General features: G+C 33.8%; 18 protein-coding genes and 2 pseudogenes. 6 read left to right on the plus strand and 14 right to left on the minus strand.

All coding sequences use genetic code 11. The annotated features are described in order from the left end of the window. Positions 1–137 precede the first annotated feature (137 nt). Positions 138–1,410 (plus strand): annotated as a pseudogene (locus CN925_RS12510) (IS3 family transposase). A 20-nt stretch (positions 1,411–1,430) separates the two neighbouring features. Here the strand turns inward: CN925_RS12510 and CN925_RS12515 are convergent. The 4 genes and pseudogenes from CN925_RS12515 to CN925_RS12530 form a co-directional block, all read right to left on the minus strand. Then, a pseudogene (locus CN925_RS12515) lies at positions 1,431–2,019 on the minus strand (SpoVR family protein); the annotation flags it as partial. 65 nt (positions 2,020–2,084) lie between these two features. Then, entirely contained in the window at positions 2,085–3,050 is a 966-nt protein-coding gene (locus CN925_RS12520) for an MBL fold metallo-hydrolase (RefSeq protein ID WP_098846555.1), read from the minus strand. 50 nt (positions 3,051–3,100) lie between these two features. After that, positions 3,101–4,426, minus strand: coding sequence for an MFS transporter (locus CN925_RS12525; RefSeq protein ID WP_098846556.1), 1,326 nt, complete (start codon positions 4,424–4,426; stop codon positions 3,101–3,103). A gap of 39 nt (positions 4,427–4,465) precedes the next feature. After that, positions 4,466–5,302 carry an alpha/beta hydrolase family protein gene (locus tag CN925_RS12530; protein ID WP_098846557.1) on the minus strand — a complete coding sequence of 279 codons (837 nt, stop codon included), beginning with the start codon at positions 5,300–5,302 and terminating at the stop codon, positions 4,466–4,468. A gap of 379 nt (positions 5,303–5,681) precedes the next feature. Between CN925_RS12530 and CN925_RS12535 the strand changes: the two genes are divergently transcribed. Next, positions 5,682–6,473 carry a TrmB family transcriptional regulator gene (locus CN925_RS12535; RefSeq protein WP_098846558.1) on the plus strand — a complete coding sequence of 264 codons (792 nt, stop codon included), beginning with the start codon at positions 5,682–5,684 and terminating at the stop codon, positions 6,471–6,473. A 214-nt stretch (positions 6,474–6,687) separates the two neighbouring features. Here the strand turns inward: CN925_RS12535 and CN925_RS12540 are convergent, their stop codons facing one another. Further along, positions 6,688–8,109, minus strand: a complete 1,422-nt coding sequence (locus CN925_RS12540) for a SpoVR family protein (RefSeq protein WP_098846559.1) — start codon at positions 8,107–8,109, stop codon at positions 6,688–6,690. A gap of 517 nt (positions 8,110–8,626) precedes the next feature. On the opposite strand from CN925_RS12540, the gene CN925_RS12545 reads away from it, so the two are divergent. After that, on the plus strand, positions 8,627–8,884 hold the full coding sequence (locus tag CN925_RS12545; protein ID WP_098846560.1) for a YhdB family protein: 258 nt from the start codon (positions 8,627–8,629) through the stop codon (positions 8,882–8,884). Positions 8,885–8,924: 40 nt separating this feature from the next. On the opposite strand, the gene CN925_RS12550 is transcribed toward CN925_RS12545, so the two are convergent. Beyond that, positions 8,925–10,649 (minus strand): phospho-sugar mutase, encoded by a 1,725-nt coding sequence (locus tag CN925_RS12550; protein WP_098846561.1) that lies wholly within the window; start codon positions 10,647–10,649, stop codon positions 8,925–8,927. Between the two features lie 171 nt (positions 10,650–10,820). On the opposite strand from CN925_RS12550, the gene CN925_RS12555 reads away from it, so the two are divergent. Then, entirely contained in the window at positions 10,821–11,033 is a 213-nt protein-coding gene (locus CN925_RS12555; RefSeq protein ID WP_056471273.1) for a DUF1540 domain-containing protein, read from the plus strand. A gap of 50 nt (positions 11,034–11,083) precedes the next feature. Here the strand turns inward: CN925_RS12555 and CN925_RS12560 are convergent, their stop codons facing one another. After that, positions 11,084–11,953: an SDR family oxidoreductase gene (locus CN925_RS12560; protein ID WP_098846562.1), complete on the minus strand. Its 870-nt coding sequence runs from the start codon at positions 11,951–11,953 to the stop codon at positions 11,084–11,086. 186 nt (positions 11,954–12,139) lie between these two features. On the opposite strand from CN925_RS12560, the gene CN925_RS12565 reads away from it, so the two are divergent. After that, on the plus strand, positions 12,140–13,441 hold the full coding sequence (locus CN925_RS12565; protein WP_098846563.1) for an NCS2 family permease: 1,302 nt from the start codon (positions 12,140–12,142) through the stop codon (positions 13,439–13,441). Between the two features lie 549 nt (positions 13,442–13,990). Here CN925_RS12565 and CN925_RS12575 read toward each other — a convergent pair. Together CN925_RS12575 and CN925_RS12580 are read right to left on the minus strand one after the other, a co-directional pair. Beyond that, the gene (locus tag CN925_RS12575) at positions 13,991–14,863 is read right to left on the minus strand and encodes a patatin-like phospholipase family protein (protein ID WP_098846565.1); all 873 of its coding nucleotides are present in this window, start codon (positions 14,861–14,863) and stop codon (positions 13,991–13,993) included. Between the two features lie 376 nt (positions 14,864–15,239). Further along, a complete protein-coding gene (locus CN925_RS12580; RefSeq protein WP_098846566.1) occupies positions 15,240–17,636 on the minus strand; it encodes a penicillin acylase family protein in 2,397 nt (798 codons plus the stop codon). 128 nt (positions 17,637–17,764) lie between these two features. Here CN925_RS12580 and CN925_RS12585 point away from each other — a divergent pair, with 128 nt between their 5' ends. After that, positions 17,765–18,319, plus strand: coding sequence for a thioredoxin family protein (locus CN925_RS12585; RefSeq protein ID WP_098846567.1), 555 nt, complete (start codon positions 17,765–17,767; stop codon positions 18,317–18,319). A gap of 55 nt (positions 18,320–18,374) precedes the next feature. Here the strand turns inward: CN925_RS12585 and CN925_RS12590 are convergent, their stop codons facing one another. The 5 genes from CN925_RS12590 to CN925_RS12610 form a co-directional block, all read right to left on the minus strand. Continuing rightward, a complete protein-coding gene (locus tag CN925_RS12590; RefSeq protein ID WP_353616071.1) occupies positions 18,375–19,136 on the minus strand; it encodes a prepilin peptidase in 762 nt (253 codons plus the stop codon). A 205-nt stretch (positions 19,137–19,341) separates the two neighbouring features. Beyond that, on the minus strand, positions 19,342–19,800 hold the full coding sequence (locus tag CN925_RS12595; protein WP_098846569.1) for a C40 family peptidase: 459 nt from the start codon (positions 19,798–19,800) through the stop codon (positions 19,342–19,344). Between the two features lie 266 nt (positions 19,801–20,066). Beyond that, on the minus strand, positions 20,067–21,743 hold the full coding sequence (locus CN925_RS12600) for a glycoside hydrolase family 13 protein (RefSeq protein ID WP_098846570.1): 1,677 nt from the start codon (positions 21,741–21,743) through the stop codon (positions 20,067–20,069). Positions 21,744–22,011: 268 nt separating this feature from the next. Further along, positions 22,012–22,824 (minus strand): polymer-forming cytoskeletal protein, encoded by an 813-nt coding sequence (locus CN925_RS12605; protein ID WP_180232948.1) that lies wholly within the window; start codon positions 22,822–22,824, stop codon positions 22,012–22,014. A 20-nt stretch (positions 22,825–22,844) separates the two neighbouring features. After that, positions 22,845–23,462 (minus strand): DUF4004 family protein, encoded by a 618-nt coding sequence (locus tag CN925_RS12610; RefSeq protein WP_098846572.1) that lies wholly within the window; start codon positions 23,460–23,462, stop codon positions 22,845–22,847. Positions 23,463–23,551: the final 89 nt, after the last annotated feature.

The following is a 23,551-nucleotide window of genomic DNA, read 5'->3' on the forward strand; positions in this document are numbered from 1 at the left end:
ACTATCTTGTATTTAAACGACGTAAAAAAATTGCCTAAACCGAATGGTGTCAGTTTATCTATTTAAGAAAAAAACACGTGATATAGAAGTGCACCCCAAAAGTTAGACATAGTCTAACTTTTGGAGGTGCATTTTTTATGACAAAATTTACTATTGATGAGAAAATATTTGCCGTAAAACGTTACTTGGAAGGGAATGAATCTCAAACAGAGATTTCAAATTCTATCGGAGTTCACCATTCTGTTTTTCAAACATGGTTACAAAAATTTCAGTATCATGGTGAACAAGGTTTTCAAAAAAGATATACTTCATACGATTTGCAGTTTAAACTAGATGTACTTAACTATATGAACGAACAAGGAACATCGATCAGAGAAACAGCTGCAATTTTTAACATTCCTACTCCTTCTACTCTTTTTCAGTGGAAAAGGCAGTTAGAAATAATCGGTACAGATGCCCTTGAATTAAAGAAGAAGGGGCGTCCACCATTGTCTAAAAATAATTCAAACACTAGTAGTAATAAGGAAGTAGATAAAGGATCAATTGAAGCTTTAAGAGCTGAGAATGAACGTTTACGAATTAAGGCATGAATTTTCGGTAAAGTCCCTTCTACAACTCGCAGACATCCCACGTAGTACGTATTATTATTGGGTGAAAAATTTAGATCGTCCAGATCCAGATGCAGAGCTAAAAGTGTTAATAAAAGCTATTTACGATGAACACGAAGGTATTTATGGCTATCGTAAAATACGAGATGAGCTTACAAATCGAGGATATACAGTAAATCATAAAAAAGTTCAACGTCTCATGAAAATAATGGGAATAAAATCACTAGTGAAGGTAAAGAAATATCGCTCTTACAAAGGCAAAGTGGGTAAAACAGCTCCTAATATTTTAAATCGAAATTTTCAAGCATCTAAGCCAAATGAGAAATGGGTTACAGACATAACCGAATTTAAATTATTTGGAGAAAAGCTATATTTGTCACCTATGTTGGACTTATATAATGGTGAAATAATTACTTATACAATCGGTTCAAGACCGACCTATTCACTTGTTTCAACTATGTTAGAACAGTCTTTTGAACGATTAAAAGTTTCTGATACATAGCTTATTCATTCAGATCAAGGGTGGCACTATCAAATGAAACGGTATCGTAGTGCCCTTATTGAGCATGGCATCACACAGAGTATGTCTCGAAAAGGAAACTGTTACGATAACGCAGTAATAGAAAGTTTCTTTAGTATCATGAAATCTGAACTACTCTATCTTAAGGAATTTAAAAGCATCGCACACTTTAAACAAGAACTAGCTAAATATATAGATTACTATAACAACAAACGAATTAAGGCTAAATTAAAAGGCATGAGCCCGATAAAATACCGAGTTCATGCCCAACAGGCTGCCTAATTAAAATTACCAGTCTAACTTTATGGGGTCAGTACATTCTCAATATTCGTCTCTAAATGAACTCCCCTACCCCACAATTGATGAATATAAGGCATTACCTTCTCAACATACTTCACATCAAGTTCCATATGTTCATAGGAATGCTTCAAATAAAGCTCCCCATTTTTTAAATAATCGCCTTCTTGAACAACAATATAAGGGAATCCACCGTTAACCCTACTAACAAATGATCTCGTACATTTTCCCACGCTTTATCCGTAACTTTATATTACTTACCTTGTCGCTGGAATAAATACATATCTTCACGCATGACAAGATCTTTTGTTAAGTAGTTTCGTATAAATGAACTATCAGACTCTAACTCTCGTACTTCAAACATTTTTTCTCGACCGCTGCCAGGTTTAACACCTAACTCTCTCATTTCTTTGCTTGGATTATTATATCGCTCTTCAATATCTTCAAACATTCTTAGTCTAAATATTACGGGTTAATGCTTGTTTTTGATGGCTGTACAACACCTGCGTTTAGTTTTGCGTATTCGATTGCTTCGTTTGAGTCTAGGTTTAGTTCGCGCATGATACGGATATGCCAATAACTTGCCCAACCTTGTTTTTCTCAAAGAACTTAAAATGTTCTTCTTTATTTAAGAGAAATATAGAGTATCCATAAATAATTTACTTTCTTACGTATTTATTTTGAAGCCCATCTTTATACTCACTTATTTCACCTTTTGCAACTAAATAACTTAAATAGGCATTAGTCTCTCCGAGTGCAATCCACTTATCTAGTACACTTGAAGCTATTGGAAATAAACTATTTGATACTTGGTACGCACTCATCTCTCCTGTAATCTGCTCGAGTACAAAACCAATTCGATCTTCATAATGATTTAGTAGTTCGTTAATTCGCTCTTGTGCATCCATAAAAATGGGACCATGTCCTGGTAGAACTAATGAAATTCCCATTAATTGCATTGATTTTAATGTCTCAAGATAGATACTTAATGGATTTTGATTTCCGTAGCCATGATATGAGATATAAGGTATAGTTTCTCTAGTCAAATGATCTCCTGACAGAAGAATCTGTTCTTCACTATTATAAAAACAGATGTGCCCATCCGAATGACCAGGCATTGGTATAGCTTCAAAAAGAAGCTCACCAATTGGATAAAGCCTATTTGTTTCTATGGTACACACGTTCTTCGGAAATCTATTAGCTGATGTGTTCACAGGTTGTAATTGCTTTACTAGTTCCTGTGGCACGCCTGCTGATAAATAAAATCTTGAAAGTGATTCCACATCTAGATTATTCTGTGCGATTGCTTGTTCTTTCTCACTTAGAAAAACATTCGCTCCAGTCTGCTGTTGTAATTCTCTTGCATATTCAAAATGATCAGGGTGATGATGGGTTATCAAGATACGCTCAACATCTCGAAGTGGTTCAATACTGTATTTATTAAACGCAGCTTCCCAGGCCAAGCGAGTTTCATTGCGATTCATTGCCGTATCGATTATTGTCCACTTTCCTTCTCTACAGGCTAAGTAACAATGAACATTATCATTCCAAAAAGGTAGTGGAATTGTTACTTGATAAATGCCATATCCTTTCATTTTTTCAATTCCTTTATTAATTAATTGCATAATAGGCTATTTCACCTCTACTTTAGCCATTTGTTAAACTAAGATTTATTTCATACAATCTGATTATTTACAGCGTTTTTAACTATTTCACTGGTTTGAACTGGTTTTTCTTTTAGGAATAGAGCACTAACTGCTGCTATCGCTGCAAGTACTGAGAAAAATATAAATACTTTAGTGAAATCAAAACTTCCACCTGTACGAACTGTTATTAGATAACCGGCTACTAACGGGGTTACAAATGCCCCCAACTGACCACAACCATTAACTATTCCCGTTACACTACCGACCACTCCACTAGGGTATCTTTTTTGAAGCGCAGCTGTTAAAGAACCAGAGTTAAATGCTACAAAAAATCCTGACGCCAATAGCAAAATTAATAGCATAGGTGTATTTCCCTTATTAACTGATCCGAGCATCCAAAGCACAGGGATACATCCAATATAAGCAATCAGAGCAATTGGTTTCATTTTATTAAATTTATCCATCAACCAACCTCCCATTAAAATACTGATGATACTAATTATTGGAGGTAATGATGAGACAAACCCCATTTCCTTAATATTAAAGTTGTGTTGTTGGACTAAAAAAGTGCTAAGCCACGTTGTGAATCCCCAAAGAATACCGATCTGACAAAACATCATCAGGCAAATCACATAGAAGGTACGATCTTTCAAGTAAATCTTGTGGTTAACTTTTTCCTTCGTAGTTACTTGTAGAGTTGCCCCTTTATTCTGATTAATAAAATCTAATTCACTTTTACTTATTCTGCCTTTTTTATACATTTCTTCTGGTGTATCTTTAAAGAACAACCAAAGTAGTAATATACCAATTACACCAGGAATAGCTAGTGTAAAAAATACCGGTCTCCACTGACCGTCAAATAAAGAAGCAGAGAGATTAGTTAAGATAATAGGTACAAGTGCTAAGCCAACATAATTGGAAGTATTAAAAATTGAAAGGGCTTTACCGCGATCTGAATATGGGAACCAATTACTAATTGCTTTAGCCGAAGGGGGAAAATGATGTGCTTCTCCTAGCCCTAAACCTATTCGTAAAGCAATAAACTGGGTAAAATTTTTGACAAATCCAGTCACTACACTTACTAATGTAAAAACAATTATGGCAACATTCATGACCTTTTTTGGTCCGAATTTATCTGCTAAAAATCCAGAAGTAACTTGTCCAACCGCATACGCGAAAAAGAAGGCGGAAGCGATTTGTCCAACTTGTACTGGCGTTAAGTTCATATCTTTTTGTATAAATGGTAAGAAAGTTAACACAGCCACACGGTCAAAGTAATTGATTATATATAGTAGCCAAACGATAAACAAAATAACGTATCGATATCCCCATACTTTCCTTACTGCATTTGACATATATTTTTACTTCCCTTCCTTTATTGGCTTTTATTTTTTTTAATCTTTCAATAAATTCCTAACCTCATTAACAATGCTGTCCCATACTTTTGAATCTGGATCAATAATTTCAAAGTGTTCTACATTAGGAAACGTAATCATCTTAACTTGATCACCTGCTTTTTCGGCAAGTTCTTTATATAGGGCACTTAATTTTACTGGAACATTTACATCTAAATCACCATGAATCAATATTTGGGGAATATTTAAAGGAAGCAATTGAACTGGTGAAACTTCAGCATATCTTTCAGGTACTTCATTTGGCGTACCACCTACAAAGTCAGTTACTGGGTTATCAATTTTCATATTTTTTACCATTTGTTGTTTGTAATTGATCAAGTTATTCATAAGTTCTAAGTCAATTATGCCACCTAAACTGACTACTCCTTTAAGTAATAGAGGGTCACTGGACGTTTTTAATATACTATCTTCATGTAGATGATTACGGCCCGCTAACCAAAAAGCAAGCTGTCCTCCAGCAGAGTGACCCATTGCAACCACTTTTTTTAAATCTAAAGAATATTCTTCCGCTATTGTTACTAAAAAGTCTGTAGCATTGGCAACATCATTTAATGTGCCAGGATATGCACCTCCAATGTTGCCTACCCTTCTATATTCAATATTCCAAGTTGCTAGTCCACATTTTGTAAGGTCTTCTGCAACGGCATCCATTAAATCTGCCCCAAATATCGATTTCCAAAATCCTCCATGAATAACAACAACTACTGGATGTGGTCCTGGTCCATCAGGGATACGTAATTCTCCATATTGCCATTGATCCTCACCATAAGTCAATCGTATCTTTTTTGTTTTTTCAATCCGATTATCAACTGACATGTAAACGCCTCCATTTTTTTGGATAACTAATGTTTAACTTATTGAACTTACATCTCGCCTCCTATTTCTTAGTTTGTAAAACAAATTAAAAACCACTTCAACAAAATAAGTAGTATTACACGATACTACTCTTGTTAAATTATTATAGTTATTTTTCAGAATATTATCAATATTAATTTTAAAATAGAAGTATTTTTTGGTACCACTATAACTTAATCATATCTATTCAATCATGTATCATTCATAAACAGATTAAAAATTTAAAAATTATGAATTGCTGTATAGCTTGATTATTTTGTTCAATCTAGTAGTATTTATATATACTCATCTACAATTAACAACAAAAAGATAAATATAATAATTGTAAAAGGAGGTACATATGGTCGAACTTTTAAAAAAAATAGGATTATCTGACCTTGAAGCACGTTGCTATTTGGCATTACATGAAGAGCCTGGAATATCGGGTTATGAAGTAGCTAAAAGAGTGTCAGTTTCACGTACTAATGTTTATTCTGCTTTGAGATCATTAACGGACAAAGGTGCTTGTCGATGCATAGAAGGAGATCCAGCTAAATACGATGCTGTCCCCATAGAACAATTAACGAAACATTTACAAACAGAATTTGAACAAGTAACAAAAGTATTAGTAAACCAACTAAAGTCTCCCCCTATAATTGCACCTTCTTTTTATAATTGGCAAGGAGATAAGCAACTTAGTACAACTATTCGTCGAATAATTGCCAACGCAAAAGATTTCATTGTAATAGACATATGGTCAGAGGATTTACATTGGGTTGAAGAAGACCTACTTGATGCTGAAAATAGAGGTGTCAACGTGATACTTATTACAATTGGAGAATGTCAAACATCGCTTAAGAACATTTTTGTCCATATTCGAAGTGACGATTGGAGCATTTCTAATTTAAGAAATTTTTCCATCTTATGCGATTCAAAAAAAGCTTTAATCGGTGGATTTGGAAATTCAACAAGACTCACTGCCTTAGAGACTGACCATCCATCAGTAGTTGGAATGTTAAAAACTGCTTTTTACCATGATCTAATCATGCAACATATTGAAAAAGATTTTCAGACAGAACTTGTAGAGAAATATGGTGAAAAATACAAAAAAATACTAGAATTTTATGCTTTTGAAAAAGGCTGGAATATCTAAGTTTTATGTCCTATCCTTTAATTAAACAATCAAAAAGAAAAGGTTGCTTCCGCAACCTTTTCTTTTTTCCCATCCAATCGGACCCTACATTTATCTGGCAAAGGATCGCCAACTTTCTAAAAGTGCTGAACGTTTTATGGAGGCACTACATACAAATCAAGCATGACTATAGCTTTGTATTTGGTGAAAAAATACCACCTCTAAAGAGATGGTATTAAATATACTTCCGATGAATATTCTTCCCATCATAACTAAACAAAACAGACTTATTCTCAATATTCGTCTCCAAATGAACCCCTCTACCCCACAACTGATGAATATACGGCATAACCTTTTCAACATACTTCACATCAAGTTCCATATGTTCATAGGAATGCTTCAAATAAAGCTCCCCATTTTTTAAATAATCCCCTTCTTGAACTACAATATAAGGGAATCCACCATTTACTCGACTAACTACAAGTTGATCTCGTACATTTTCCCATGCCTTATCAGTAACTTTATATTCCTTACCTTGTCGCTGGAATAAATACATATCTTCACGCATGACAAGATCCTTCGTTAAGTAGTTTCGTATAAATGAACTATCAGACTCTAACTCTCGTACTTCAAACATTTTTTCTCTTCCGCTGCCAGGTTTAACACCTAACTCTCTCATCTCTTTGCTTGGGTTATTATATCGTTCTTCAATATCTTCAAACATTCTTAGTCCTAAATAATACGGGTTAATGCTTGTTTTTGATGGCTGAACTACTCCTGCATTAAGCTTTGCGTATTCGATTGCTTCATTTGAATCGAGATTTAGTTCTCGCATTATTCTTATGTGCCAATAACTTGCCCAGCCTTCATTCATAATTTTCGTTTCAAGTTGTGGCCAGAAGTAAAGCATTTCCTCTCGTAACATAGTCAGGATATCACGTTGCCATTCTTCTAGTTCTCTTGAGTATTCTTCGATAAATAATAGGATATCTTTTTCGGGTTGAGGTGGGAATTGTTTTCGTTTAATTGGGATCAGGTTGGCGTCATTTTTCTTTTCTTTACTTTGATCCATATTCCATAAGTCATCATAAGGTGTAACTCTTTTTTTCTCTTTTATTGGGAAATCAGTTTCTAAATCATAAGCCAGTTTTGGCCGCATTAATGATGGGTCAATATGCTCTTGAATTGAGAGTACTGCATCTAGGAAATTTTCTACTTCTTGTTTTCCGTATATATGTTCATAGTGTTTTATTCGTTCAGCAGTAGCTGCCATACTTTCAACCATATCTCTTTTCGTGTTTGAGAAACGAATATTATTTTTAAAGAAGTCACAATGAGCTAAAACGTGTGCAACGATTAATTTATTTTGAACGAGAGAGTTTGTATCTAATAAAAACGCATAACATGGATCAGAGTTGATTACCAATTCATAAATTTTGCTTAACCCTAAATCATAATGAAGCTTCATTTTATAAAATTGTTTTCCAAAGCTCCAGTGGGAGAATCTTGTAGGCATACCGTATGCGCCAAATGTATAAATGATATCTGCAGGACAGATTTCATAGCGCATTGGGTAAAAGTCTAGCCCAAATCCTCTCGCAATCTCTGTTATTTCGTCAATAGCATATTCTAACGCTCTATAATCACTCGCCTTCATCACACTCTCCTCCTGTCCTCTTCTTATATTATTCTATGAACTGAAAATTGAATTAATGTAAAAATACTCACTTCTATACTATATTCATATGCCCAATTCGGATTTTTTTGAAATCTTAAACGCAAATAAACGTATGAAAAAAATTCATACGTTAGTTTATGTTATTTTTTCGACTCGTTCGATATAACTTTATTCTATTTATTTCTTTATTTTTGAATAAGCAAAATCATAATTCAGTTTGGAGTACATAGTTTCCCTAGTATTGCTTCTTATGATTTTAATCATATTATCCCTGTTTCTTATAAAATTATTCTTAAGTCTTGAAAAAAATTTTATCTGTAATCCCAAACTAATTGTAAAAAATCACAACCTAATACTTTCTTTTTACCCTATCGTTTCTGTACTTAACCATCCTTTTTTTACCTAACCTCTACCGTAACCTTTTGTTAAATTCTCTCATGGCTAATTAATTTTTTTCGCCATAAACTATGTGTACCCTCTAAAAAGGAGGTTCACAATGCAAGTACAATCCGATTATGATTTAGCATTGTATTACACTTATTGTTGTCAATGGGATAAGCTTCTCGTGTTAATGGTAAATACGAAAGATGAGCTTTTTTCAAAACGTATCGAACATTTTCTACATGCCTTTAAATACGAGAGGGACTTAGCGATCATCGATGAAAAACTTAAAGGTATGTTCCAACATATTGAGCATGCCACTAGGGAAGAAAGCGTCGAGGAACAATCTTTTATTTCATCATTAGAGGTTTAACTAAAATAAATGAAAAGAGCGACTAAATAGTCGCTCTTTTTTAGACTAATACTTCAATTTTTTCCATAAATGCTTGTTGTAAACGATCCAATTTTTGGATGCTATCTTGACGGGATTGTCCAACAATTCCAAAGTAAAACTTGATTTTTGGTTCAGTTCCAGATGGACGTAAGCATACCCATGATCCGTCTTCAAGTTGATACTTTAATACATTTGATTTCGGTAGAAGAATTTGTTCTTTTTCTCCTGTTTCTAACGTTGTTTTTTCTTGAAGTTTATAATCCTCAACCGTAACAACTTTTAGGCCATTTATATCAACAGGAGGGTTTTGACGGTAATTTGTTAAAATCGATTGGATTTTTTCTGTACCTTCAATCCCTTTTAATGTTAATGATTTTAATCCTTCTAAGTAATAGCCATATTGCTCATATAAGCTATTTAGTCCTTCATATAAAGTCATACCTTTTGTTTTGTAATAAGTAGCTATTTCAGCAGCAAGTACTGTTGCTTGGATTGCATCTTTATCACGAACAAATGGTTTAATTAAATAACCATAGCTTTCCTCATATCCAAATAAGAATGAGTATTCGTTCGTTTGTTCATATTCTTTAATTTTTTCACCAATAAACTTAAATCCAGTAAGTGTATCGATTGTTTTAACACCGAATTTTGATGCGATCACTTGTCCAAATTCTGATGTAACGATTGTTTTAAGTAATAGTGCATTTTTAGGTATATCTTGTTGACTTAATAAATAATGCAGCATTAATGCTCCTGTTTGGTTTCCAGTTAGGACTACATATTCGCCGTTTTCATTTTTCGTAGCGATTCCTAAACGGTCAGCATCAGGATCAGTTGCAATTAATACATCTGCATCAATCTCTTTACCGTAACGAATAGCATATTCAAACGCTGCGTGTTCTTCAGGATTCGGTGATTTTACAGTTGTAAAATTCGAATCTGCTTTTGCTTGTTCTTCAACAATTGTTACATTTTCAAAGCCAACTGCTTTTAATGACATTGTTGCAGGTACTAATGCTGTACCATGTAAAGGTGTAAAGACAATTTTTAAATCCTTACCATGTTTTTGAACTAATTCGTTGTTAACAACCACTGTTTTTAGTTGCTCAACATATAATTTGTCCATTTTTTCATCTAATCTATGTATTAATCCTTTTTCAACCAATTCTTTTTCAGAAGATACTTCAATTTCTAACTCATTTTCAAACGAATTAACGTATTCAATTACTTGATCAGCAGCAGCTGGAGGTAATTGACCACCGTCATCACCATAAACTTTAAATCCGTTATATTCAGGTGGATTATGACTTGCCGTAATGACAATACCACCGAAGCAGTTTAACTCACGTACTGCAAATGATAATTCTGGTGTAGGACGTAATTCATTAAATACATACGCTTTAATACCATGTGTCGCAAGTGTTTTTGCTGCTTCCATTGCAAACTCAGGACTTTTATGACGAGAATCGAAAGCAATTGCAACTCCACGGTTTTTTGCTTCTTCTCCAAAGCTTTCAATATATTTTGCAAAACCAGCAGAGGCTTTACGAATAGTATAGATGTTCATACGATTCGTTCCAGGTCCGATTTCCCCGCGCATACCACCAGTTCCAAATTCTAAATTTTGATAGAAACTTTCCTTAAGTATAAGCTGATTATTCTCAAGTTTAATTAATTGTTCTTTAAGTTCTTGATCTAATGTCGGTGATTGAATCCATTTTTCATAAGTTGTTTTCCAATTCATATTGTTCTCCTCCTATACTTAATCTGAATATATTTCGATAAAAATCTTCCTAACTCCTTCTTTCTTGATAAAAGTTTACAATATTCTCAGAAAAATTTCTATCATGTACCATGTTTAATCTGAATGAGATTGAAAAGTATGTAGAAAATAAAACAAAAGGAGGGCGAGTTCATGCCAGAAATTAGATGTAGTGTTGCAAATTGTAATTTTTGGGGGCAAGGAAACTTTTGCCAAGCAGACTCAATTCTTGTTCAAACTGAAGCATATGAATACTCAAATGACTTTGATTTAACGATTCAAAATGCCGTTTTAGACGGTGAAATAACTACTTCTGCTGTACATAGTGGTGAAACTTGCTGTCACACGTTTCGACCTAAGTATTAATGAAATGGTGCCATATTCAATTTTTGGATATATGGCACCATTTTATTAGTTTATCCGTTCACAATTACTCCACCATTAACATGAATTATTTGTCCTGTAATATAGGAAGCTTCATTGCTAGCTAGATAAAGATATGCTGGTGCAAGCTCTACTGGTTGTCCAGCCCGTTTCATTGGAGTTGTACTGCCAAACTTCGCAACTTCTTGTTCGTCAAAACTTGCTGGGATTAATGGTGTCCAAATTGGCCCGGGAGCTACACCATTAACACGAATTCCTTTTTGAGCAAGATTTGTAGAAAGCGAACGAGTAAATGTGACAATCGCTCCTTTCGTTGCTGAGTAATCCAATAATTGATCATGTCCTTTATATGCAGTTATTGACGCAGTATTTATAATAGAGTCTCCTTGCTTCAAATGTGGAAGGCAAGCTTTTGATAAATAGAACATTGAAAAAATATTCGTTTCAAATGTTCTTTTTAATTGTTCTTCAGTAATGTCTTCCAAATTCTTTTGTGGATATTGAACAGCAGCATTGTTCACTAAAATATTAATTTTGCCAAAGGTTTGAATTGCATTTTGAACGATTTGTTTACAAACTTCCTCTGTTCGAATGTCACATCTCATTATTTCACAATTTCCACCGAAATCATTTATATATTTCTTTGTATCTTGTGCATCAACATCCTCATCCAAATACGGAATAAAAACTGATGCCCCTTCTTTTGCAAAAAGGATGGAAACAGCTCTTCCAATCCCACTATCTCCTCCAGTAATAATGGCTACTTTATCCTTTAATTTACCACTTGGTTTGTAGTTAGGATCATCTGATATCGGTATTGGAGTCATTTCTTTTTCGATACCTGGTTGCTTATTTTGATGTTGCGGAATAAATTTAGTCGGAAACTGTTTCTGATTATTCATTTCTACATCCTCCTTATAAATAATTCAGATTTAGCATACCCAAACTATACTTTAAGGAATACTAAACAGAAGTGAATTTGTTAAAAGATGTAAAATTCTAAAAAACTATTGCACTTTCACAATAAAACGAATATTATTAATAACTGTTGAGTTAATCATTCGTATTTTTTAACAAGGAGAACGTTTATGTTTAAATTAAAAGAAGCTAACACTTCGATAAAAACAGAAATTATAGCTGGCTTTACTACTTTTTTAACAATGGCTTACATAATAATTGTTAATCCTATCATATTATCCGGGGCTGGCGTTCCATTTGACCAAGCATTTACTGCAACAATCATAGCGACTTTAGTCGGGACACTATGTATGGCATTGTTCGGAAACTACCCAATTGCAATTGCTCCCGGAATGGGAATGAATGCATACTTTGCCTATTCAGTTGTTTCAAAGGCACATGGTATTTCCTATCAATTAGCTTTCTCAGCTGTATTTATTACAGGTATCCTATTCATCATTCTATCTTTAACGAAATTTAGAACGCATTTAATTGATGCAATTCCAAATACATTAAAACATGCCATTAGTGTTGGAATTGGTTTATTTATCGCTTTTATAGGTTTACGTCTTTCAGGTATTATCGTTGCGAATAAAAGTAATCTAGTTGGATTAGGTGATCTTCATTCTCCTGAAGTAGTTCTTACTCTAGTCGGAATTGCAATTACGGTTATCTTATTTGCATTAAATGTAAATGGAGCTCTATTCTTCGGAATGGCTTCAACAGCAATCATTGCTGGTTTTGCTGAAAAATTGCATATTAAAGGAAGTATTTTTTCTTTCCCAAAATTGCCTGAACAGATCATTGTTGCTAATCCAATAACAGCAGCTTCAGATGTCATTCATTATGGACTATATTCGGTTGTCTTTTCATTCTTATTAGTGACAATTTTTGATACGACAGGTACTTTCTTAGGTGTAGCTTCTCAGGCTGGTTTATTAAATAAGAAAGATGAAAAACGTACAGGTCGTGCGATGCTTTCAGATTCATTCGGTACGACAATTGGAGCAATGTTTGGTACTTCTCCTACATCAGCTTATATCGAATCTTCTGCAGGTGTTGCAGCTGGGGGTAGAACAGGTTTAACGGCACTTGTTGTTGCATTACTATTTGTTTTTGCAGCATTCTTTAGCCCACTTGTTAATTCACTTTCTGGTGTAGCAGCAATTACATCTCCATCTTTAATCGTAGTAGGTTGTTTAATGATGGGTAGTGTTCGTCATATTGAGTGGGATCACTTTGAAGAAGCATTCCCTGCATTTCTAGTTATTATCACAATGCCACTTACATCAAGTATTGCTACAGGGATTGCACTTGGGTTTATTTCCTACCCATTATTAAAAATCGTTAAAGGGAAAGCAAAAACTGTTAAACCAGTTATTTATCTATTTGGCGTTTTATTCCTAATCCAATTGATTTTCTTCCCACATTAATAATAATTTTCTTAAAGCACATAATCCTTAAAAAGATTAATGTGCTTTTTTATTTTTTATTTAGGTACTAGCCTTTCCTTGATGGGACATCTATGCATACTTTGTTATGTAGATTATACAAGGAGGTGTTCTACGATGTGGAACAACCAAGATCAAGTCAACATGAACTCAAGTAATTGTAGACGAAAATGTGATTGTGATGATTGCCATCGAGATCGTTGTGATTGTCATATTCATGATTGTCACTGCAATTGCAGATGTTGTTGTCATAGAAGAAAAAGTAACTGTGGATGTATGAATCCATGTTTAGGTGTCGATATGGTAATGTTTGAAATGATGATGAAAAACATGATGAATAATAACAATAAAAATAATAAGGATTAATCTATTTTCTCCCTCCCCCATAAAAAAACAACCTGAATTTAACAGGTTGATCAAACTGATGCAAACGTTCCCTTTCTTAGTTGTTTAGCCCCCGTACTTAGAATGACGAACGTTTTTGAATTAGTAAAAAATAGTTTAATTTTCTATACACTTAAACGACCTGATTTAACAGGTCGTTTTTTCATACGATATAAAACCTAAAATTTGCTCACGAAGTCGCTTAGCATCTTCATAACCTTCTTTATAAAGCTCTAATAAACGCGCTTTATTTCGTTCGATTCGGCTAACTTTTAACTTTTGAATAGGACGAATGACAAATATATTTCCTAATTTTTCTTGCTCCTCAATATATTCTAACTGTTTATTATAAACTTCATATCTTTTTAGTACGGCCTGAACAAGTCCAGGATAATTTTTATACTTTTTTTGCAAATACCAAGTTCCTTTTGAAGGTTTTTTACGATAACCAGCATTTCTCGTTAAAACAACTATATTTTTACGATTACCATCGGCTTCAGATTTACCGATTGGAATCGGATCTGCAATGCCACCATCCATTAAGAAATGATCATTAAACTGAATGATTGGAGCCATTAATGGTAACGAACTAGATGCCCGTATTATATTTAACATATCTGTTGATTCTACAATTTGATCTTTATCAAAATAAACAGGTTCCCCTGTAATACAATCTGTCGTACCAACTACAAACTTTTGCTCAGCTTTATAAAAAGATTCAAAATCAAAGGGATCTAACTCATTAGGAATAATATCAAATAATAAGTCCATACCAAAAAGTTGCTTATTGCGAATTAAATTTTTAAAAGATATATAATCTGGATGCTGTAAAAATTCCGTATTTACTCGCTTATTACGACCATGTTGTTTTGATAGATAAGAAGTTCCCATACAAGCACCCGCAGAAACTCCTATTACATAAGGAATTTCTATATTTTGTTCCAAGAAATAATCAAGAACACCGGCAGTATAAATCCCTCTCATTCCTCCACCTTCGAGAACTAAACCCATTCCATCCATTTTCACAGCCCCCCCTTTTTCAATTAGTTTAGGAAAATCTATTTAAATATTTTATTATAAGAGATGACGAAAAGGAAGAAATTAGGATTGCGTGTGAAAAAAGGTGTTTAAAAACCGCTATAAAAACCACTCCTCAAACAAAGAAAACAGATCTTCTTCTATAGGTCTGTCCAGTGTGTAGACAAAGAGTACAAAAAATCTGATTTTCAGACTGATTGCAAGCGCTTGTCTTTCGAGGCGCGAAGCCTGGTGAGGAGCGGAGTTACCCTAGACGGTAATGAGCACCGCAGGCAGGCGAAGCAACGAAGAAAGCGAGCGTTTGTCAATAGTCTGAACAGACCTTCTTCTATAGGTCTGTCTCATGCTTCTTGCTTTTCTACTTCTTCTTTGCTTTTCCAGGTTCCAATATTTGTTTTACACCTTCAACACTTTTCAAAGAAGTAGTATGATATGTTCCATTTGCCCAATCTTCCATTTGGTCACTATACCATTTGCTTCCGAGGCTTCCAGATTGTCCTGGACCGACTACGTTTACTGATTTACTTAAATCTGCAAAGTCTACGACAGTTCTCCATGATGCACCATGGTCTACGATCCCATGGGCATCATATCCTGCTGCTTTAACTGTAGTTGAACTACCTCCTACTGGGATTGGATCTCTTGCATTAAAGAAATAGCTTAAGATTTTAATACTGGATAATGGGTGTTCGAAAGCAACTTTATGGTGATCACCCCATTTCCATTTTGCTGCATTGTCACCGTCTGTTTTGCTAATTTTTTTAATGGTTGTTTTGAAGGTTTTTAATAATAGTTTATCAATTCCCCCTTGTTCATCTACCCAGATCACTTTCTTCCCGTTAAAGCTGTCACGTAGCATTTGATCGACTACGACTTTGCGGTCTCCAAATAAATCCATCATATCACTAGAGATTTGTTGATTGAATAATGCCTTATTTATTTGAGCCATCCACATTTGGAATATAAGAGGAGAAGCTTCATCTTTATCATCTATAAAATTCCATTTTTCAAGTTCCTTTAAAGCTGTTTTTTCAACAGTTGATAATTGGTTTTTATTTTGTTTTATTGACTTTATAAACTTCGGTGCATGCTCCTTCGCCTGTAAGTTCATTTCGTCCATTTGTAGCTTTTGCATATCTTTAACAGTCAATTTATCATTCGTTTTTAATACTTCCTGAATGCGTAATTGACGGTAAGGTTGTGCCCATGAGTTTGAAATATGGTATGGATATGTTTCATCAACTACTTTATTATTTGCAGATGAAATGAATCCTTCCTTTGGATTAACGCTCGTTGGTAGTTCATCGTATGGAATAAATCCTTTCCAACCGTATTCACTCGTCCAACCTGGTACTGGTATTAGACCATCACCTTTTTTACGGATTGGAATTTTTCCATTCGCTCGGTAAGCAATTGTTCCATCATCCGATGCAAATACGAAATTTTGCGCAGGAGCTTCAAATAAAGCCAATCCTTCTTTAAACGAATTCCAATCTTTTGCAACGTCAAATTTTAGAACGGCTTCTAGCTCCGTTGTCGGTTGTAGTGCTGTCCATTGTAAAGAGAATACAGTATCTTTACCGGCATCACTTGCAAATTCCGAAATAACCGGACCATGTCTCGTTATCATAACAGGTAAAACCTTATTCTTTTTACCTTTAATTTTGATCGTTTCATTTATAACCTGTGCCTTTTCCCATTTACCATCATATAAAAATTCGTCAGGCTTATTTGGATTTCGCTTTTCAATATATAAATCTTGCACATCCGGGCCTACGTTTGTTACTCCCCAGGCAATATGTTCATTATGACCCACAATGATTCCCGGCACCCCTGCAAAAATGACACCACTTACATTCATATCACCAGATTTTAATTGTGTTTCATACCAAATTGCCGGTGTCGCTAATCCTAAATGAGGATCATCTGCTAATAATGGTTTACCGGACTTGGTTTTAGAGCCACTAACAACCCAATTATTACTTCCATTCCAAACAGGTGGAATAATTGCACTTGCAAAGCTTTTTTCTACGTCTATTTTTGAAGTATTACTCGGAATAATATACGGATCTAGATCATTATTTGCTGGAAATAGCTCTAAAGCCTTATCCTTTGGAAATTTATTCATAGCGTAATAACGAAATGCTTGTTCATTCCAGTGACCACCTAAATCAAAAGCCATATACTTACCAATTACTAGTGAGTCAATTGCCGTCCATTTAGAAGGTTTATATTGTAAAATTTTAAATTCAACTGGTAGTTTATTTTCCTTTATTGCGGATCTTATGTACGCATTTACTCCTTCTGCATACCAATTTAATACATTTTGTCCATTTTTATTATATTTGCTGTAAGAAGCTTCAGCAGCTCTTCTTAAACCAAGCGTTCGAAAATATGAGTCGCGCTCTACTGTAGCATCACCAATTATTTCACTTAATTGCCCGGACGCTTGTCTCCTACTTAAATCCATTTGAAATAATCGATCTTGTGCAGTTACAAAGCCTTGCGCAACATACAAATCATGCAAATTTTTCGCACTAATATGAGGTACTCCTTTTTCATCCCTTACTACTTCTACTTTATGGCTTAATCCACTAATCCTTAAATTTCCTTTAATGCTTGGTAATGATTTTTTTGTTAAGTACAGGCCGGTTCCCGCAACGATTAAGACAATAACAATTAGAATCGTTGATGTAACTTTAATCCACTTTGGAAAGCGCTTCCGATTTTTTGAAATCTCAATTTGCGCACTCATTTTTTTCCCTCCTGCTTAAACTGCATATAAAACATATACTGTATATTTATTCTGCAAGTCTTATTGCATTCCTTCTTATGGCGAATGGGGTATAATACTATTTATCAACATTAAAGGAGTGAATGGACATGTCATTAAATTCTTGGTTCGAAAAAGGCATGAGTTTTCAAGAATATGTAGAAGCAATGAATGTAAATAAAGAAGAACTTCTAAAAATTTATAATGAAGTTACGATTCCTGAGAGTACAAAAGCAAAACTTGAACAATTAAAGAATCGTCATTGGAAGGTAGTAACTTTAACTGCAGATTGGTGTGGCGATGCATTACTGAATGTACCAGTTATTCAGAAAATGATGGAACTTGCTAATATAGATACTAGATTCCTAATTCGAGATGAAAACCTAGAATTAATGGATCAATATTTAACAAATGGTAAATCTCGTTCTATTCCGATTTTTGTTTTCATGGATGAAAAAGGGGATGAAGTAAACGTATGGGGACCACGTTCTGCGGAGATTGAAGAAATTGTAGTTGAAATGAAAAAAGAACTTCCAGATAAAGATGATCCAAACTTCCAAGAAAAACAAACTGCTGTCTTTAAAGCGATTCGAACAAACTTCGTTGAGGACAAAAAATACTGGAATTCAGTTATTAAAAGTGTAGAAGAGAAATTATTCTCATAAGAATAACAATGGTTATTTAGTTGAAGAACTTTCAATTAAATAGCCTTTTTATTGCTTAACGAAAAATAATATCGTAGAGTTCTAATAGATTTTCAGAATAAAAAGAACTAACTAATCCACCAATCGCGATGAATGGACCAAAAGGAATTGGATTTTGCCGCTTTAATTTTCCAGACAATATGACAACTAACCCGTAAATACTACCTGAAAAACATGCAAGCATAAATGTAATAAAAGTAAGTTCCCAACCTAAAATGATTCCTAGCACACTAAATAACTTTATGTCTCCTCCTCCCATACCACCTCTAGTAATCACATTAATTAAAAGTAAAACCGCGAATGCTCCGATCGCCCCTACTATACTGCTCCACCAAGGATCTAATGGAATTAAGATTCGCTCAATACTAAAAATGAATAAAAAGAATAGTAGAATACGATTAGGAATTATCATATAGTTAACATCCGTAACAACAATAATGATTAATAAAGATATGATCGAAATCGTAATCATTAAATCTTTATGAAAACCAGCTTCATAGATGGATAAAACAAATAGTATACCTGTTAGTATTTCAATGAATACATATTGTTTGGAAATTAGAATCCCGCAACTTCGACATTTCCCTCTTTGGAGTAAAAAAGAAAATACTGGTATTAATTCGATGGGACTCAATTTATGTCCACAATTAGAACACGAGGATCCCGGTGAAATAATCGATTTCCTGATTGGTACTCTTAACCCAACAACATTAAAAAAAGAACCAAATACTAGACCTAATACAAAAAAAGTAAAGTAGACTAATGCGATGATTACCAGCCCCTTAGTTTAGTTAAGGGTCATTATATCATTGGAATATAATCTACTTATTTATTAAAAAAGAATATTTTATGAAAACTTTACGATTGGCGGTGATGGTGGCCTATTTGCAACACTCATCCCCCTACTAATTTATACGTTCTTAAAGTGCAAAAAAAATGCAATCTACCATTCTTAAGAAAGTAAATTGCATTTATGATTATGTTTATTTAATGACACTACCTGAGCCTGCGAATTTCGGCTTCCAATATGAATTAGAAAGACTCACAACAGCTACTCCCTTACTTGAAGTCGCTGAGATAAATTTATTATTACCCATGAAAATTCCTACATGGCTGATACCTTTTTTGTATGTATTTTTGAAGAAAACTAAATCTCCAGGAACAGGTTTTTTAACAATCGAGCTGACAGTATACATAGACGAAGCAGTTCGAGGTAATTTAGTACCTACTTTTTTGTATACAAAGCCTACATAACCTGAACAGTCAAAACCTTTAGTAGTTGTACCACCAAAACGATATGGTACTCCAGTATATTGTTTAGCGATTTTTGTAACTTGATTTTTCTTTGAGTATGGGTTATATGTAGATGCTGCTTGTGATTTAGTCGTAAAAAATACCATGCTCAGTAAGCATACGAAAGCTATAAGGACTTGCTTTTTCATCTCTTTCTCCCCCTTCATTGATATTGTAAGTCTAACAAAATACAATTTTGAAAGCCATTACAAAAGTGTTACAAATTGTCGAAGTGTTTGTAATACTATAAAACCTTGTAGATTTTTGCAAATAGATGCATTAAAAAATGACTATCATTCGACAGCCATTTTTTAGGGAAATGAAAACAGATATGTCCCTTAGAAAGCGAACATCCTAAACAAAAGAAAACAGACTGTCATTTGACAGTCTGTTTAGTTAATACCATACAACTATATTAAGTTAAGCGATAAACCCTAGCTTCAAAAGGTTTAAATTCCATGTTTTCAACTAATTGATGATCTGTACATTCAATGTTAGTTAAACTTAATTGTGCATTCTTTTTCGTAAGTTCTTTCGGTAAAATAAATTTTTGTTTCTCTGAAGATAAATTAGTAATGACTAAGAATGTTTCTTTTTCACCATTTCGAGTGTATGCATAAACAGGTTCATTTTTCACGTCTAGATATTCATATGGCGCGTAAACTAATGCCTTATTTTCTTTACGTAATATAATCATCTTTTTATAGAATGATAAAATTGAATCTGCATCTTTTTCTTGGATTTCAACATTTATTTCATTAAAGTTATCATTCGTTTTCAGCCAAGGTTTACCTGTTGAAAATCCAGCATTCTTTGTACTGTTCCATTGCATAGGTGTACGAGAATTATCACGGCCAGTTTTCCATAAAATATCTAGAACATCTTGTTCAGTCGAACCATTTTCAATCATTGAATTATACATATTTTTTGCACTTACATCATTATAATCGTTGATTGATGTGTAATGAACATTTGTCATGCCAATTTCTTGCCCTTGGTAAATGAATGGTGTACCTTGCATAAAGAAATACATTACTCCGATAGCTTTTGCTGAAATTTTCCAAAATGCTTCATCATCATTTCCTAATGTACTGACTGCTCTAGGTATATCATGGTTTTCTATAAATAATGCATTCCATCCATATCCTTCTAAACCAGTTTGCCATTTCGTAAGTACTTCTTTTAAATCGGCGATCGAAGTTTCAGATTCATCGGTTTTCTTCCAAAGATCCAAACTTTCGAATTGGAAAATCATATTGAACTTACCTTCTTTTTCTCCAACCCACAAATGTGCATCTTTCGTTGTGACGCCATTTGCTTCACCGACTGTCATGATATCATATTTATCAAATGTTTCACGTTTTAGTTCATCCAGATATTTGTGAATCCCTTCTTGATTCATGTGCATATCAAAACTTGATACATATTTTTCTTTCTTTGGATTTGGCATATCAGGAAAACCTGGTCGTTTTCTTATATGACTGATCGCGTCTACTCGGAAACCGTCGATTCCTTTATCTAACCACCAATTAATCATGTCATATATTTTTTGTCTTACTTCTTTGTTCTCCCAATTTAGATCTGGCTGTTTTCTTGAGAATAAGTGTAAGAAATATTCATCTGTTGCTTCATCATATTCCCATGCAGATCCACCAAAAATACTTTCCCAGTTATTTGGCTCATATCCTGTTTTTTTTCCTTCTCGCCAAATATAGTAGTCTCTATAAGGATTATCTTTAGATTTTTTAGATTCTAAAAACCAAGGATGCTCATCACTTGTATGATTGACTACTAAATCTAAAATTAATTTCATTCCTCTTTCATGTACATTTTCTAATAGCTCATCAAAATCAGCCATTGTGCCAAACTCATCCATAATGTCCTGATAATCTGAGATATCGTACCCATTATCATCATTTGGTGATTTGTAAAATGGACAAATCCAAATAACATCTATACCAAGTTCCTTTAAATAATCTAATTTTGAAATCACACCTCTTAAGTCACCAATTCCATCACCATTTGAATCCATAAAGCTACGTGGATAAATTTGGTAAGCAACCGCTTCCTTCCACCAACTTTGTTTTGTCATAGTCTCTCTCCTCCAAATTCATAAAAGCGTTTACAATATTAACTGTTTTAAGTAGACTTCAAATAAAAATAAGTACAATTTCATTGCAACCGTTTGCACATTATTATCTTAACATTCAACTAACTAATGTTCAATAACAGAAATAAAGAACACACTTACACTTTATTAGAACTTTCAAAAACTACTACTATCTGCAGCTTTATTTATAAAATGTTTGTTTTTACAGAAAGCAAAAAAAAAGCAACTAAAGGTCTCCCCTTTTAGCCGCTTATAGTTCTAATTTCTTTACATCCTTTACCTTTGCTGAAGGATGAATTTGAACATCTTCTGTATATTCTACAAGGTCGATTACACATTTTGGTCCAATTGTTACTGCATCGCCTCGTACTACACTCGCTGTCGTATAATCAATTTTTACTGCACTTCCCTCAATTACATCTGATTTAAAGTTCAATCGATGGCTAAAAAGTTTAGAAAAAACTCGTAAAAATAGATTATTGCCATCGAAGCGGCTAATTTCTATCGTTTCTCCACCAATTTCAGGAATATAGCTATATCCATGATGAGGTATATATCCTAAACCTCCATGGGTAATCTTTACGTTTTCTGCATTTAATAAACCATTCATTGACAAATGACCTTTAGCAGTAAATACTTCACATTCAGAACCTTTTTCCGTAGAAAGCGACCCTTTTACAGTTATTACTTCTGCCTTTACGATTCCTGTTGTTTTCATTGAACCTGAAACATTAATACTTTGAACATTTAAGTCTCCCTTTGTTTTAAAGCTACCGCTAACATTCACATCTCCACCAGAAACTTTTCCATCAATTGAAGCCGATCCACTGACACTCATTTTTTTTGCATTAACATCACTGAGACATTTAGCGCTCCCACTGCAATTAAAATAATCAGTTTCAACATTTCCATTGAATTTTGCTGAACCACTAACTTTCACTTCATGACAATAAATATCACCTTGTATACGTCCGCTTCCACTAATTCTAACTTCATCATATTTGCCAGAACCAATTGTTCCTGAACCATTAATAATCGCATCTTGTTTTGTTTGCACGCTCACGATAATCTCTCCTTCATAATTTATTTAATCGATTTATTTAAATAGCTAGAGAGAGTAGCATTGATTAATATTGAGTCTTTTTGATCAACAAACGTTTCATGTTGATTTCCAATAATCCATGTACCCATACCAAATTTACGAATATAAATGACAGTTGCTTTATCTATGTTAATTTGTTTTTTATGAGTTTCTACCAAATTTAAAAACTGCTTTATTTCATCTATTGTTAAACTTCCATTTGAAAGCCACTCGTTAACAAAGAGTAAGGAACAAAGTTGAACCGTACTTAAATGCTCTAATTTAGTATTTGGGAAAAGTGATTGATATATTTGTGAGACTTGTTTAGGAATTTGCTCCAAAGATATAGTCATATTCCTACGATCAACAACGATTTCTTCATTATTTGAAAACACTCTAGCAATATCATCTAATGATTGATCGTCCTTCAACTCTTTTATTTTTTCAATCCGATCCAAAATTTTCTCTTTTGGAAAAAACGTTTCCTGTCCAGTAAAGCTTGATTTTTTCATAAACCATTCTTCAGGAATGATGTTTTTCCTTTTCCATCTATAAAGCTGTCCGTACGATATGCCTGTCAGTTGTAGTAAATCTTTTTTGGAAATTAATTCTTCACTCATTTGACATTCCTCCTGACACGAGTATAACAAAACAATGTTTTATTGTAAAGTATTCCAAGGCAACACTTTTTGACACAACATCTATCCGA

Source organism: Bacillus sp. AFS055030, from assembly GCF_002574545.1.
Taxonomy (GTDB): domain Bacteria; phylum Bacillota; class Bacilli; order Bacillales; family Bacillaceae_G; genus Gottfriedia.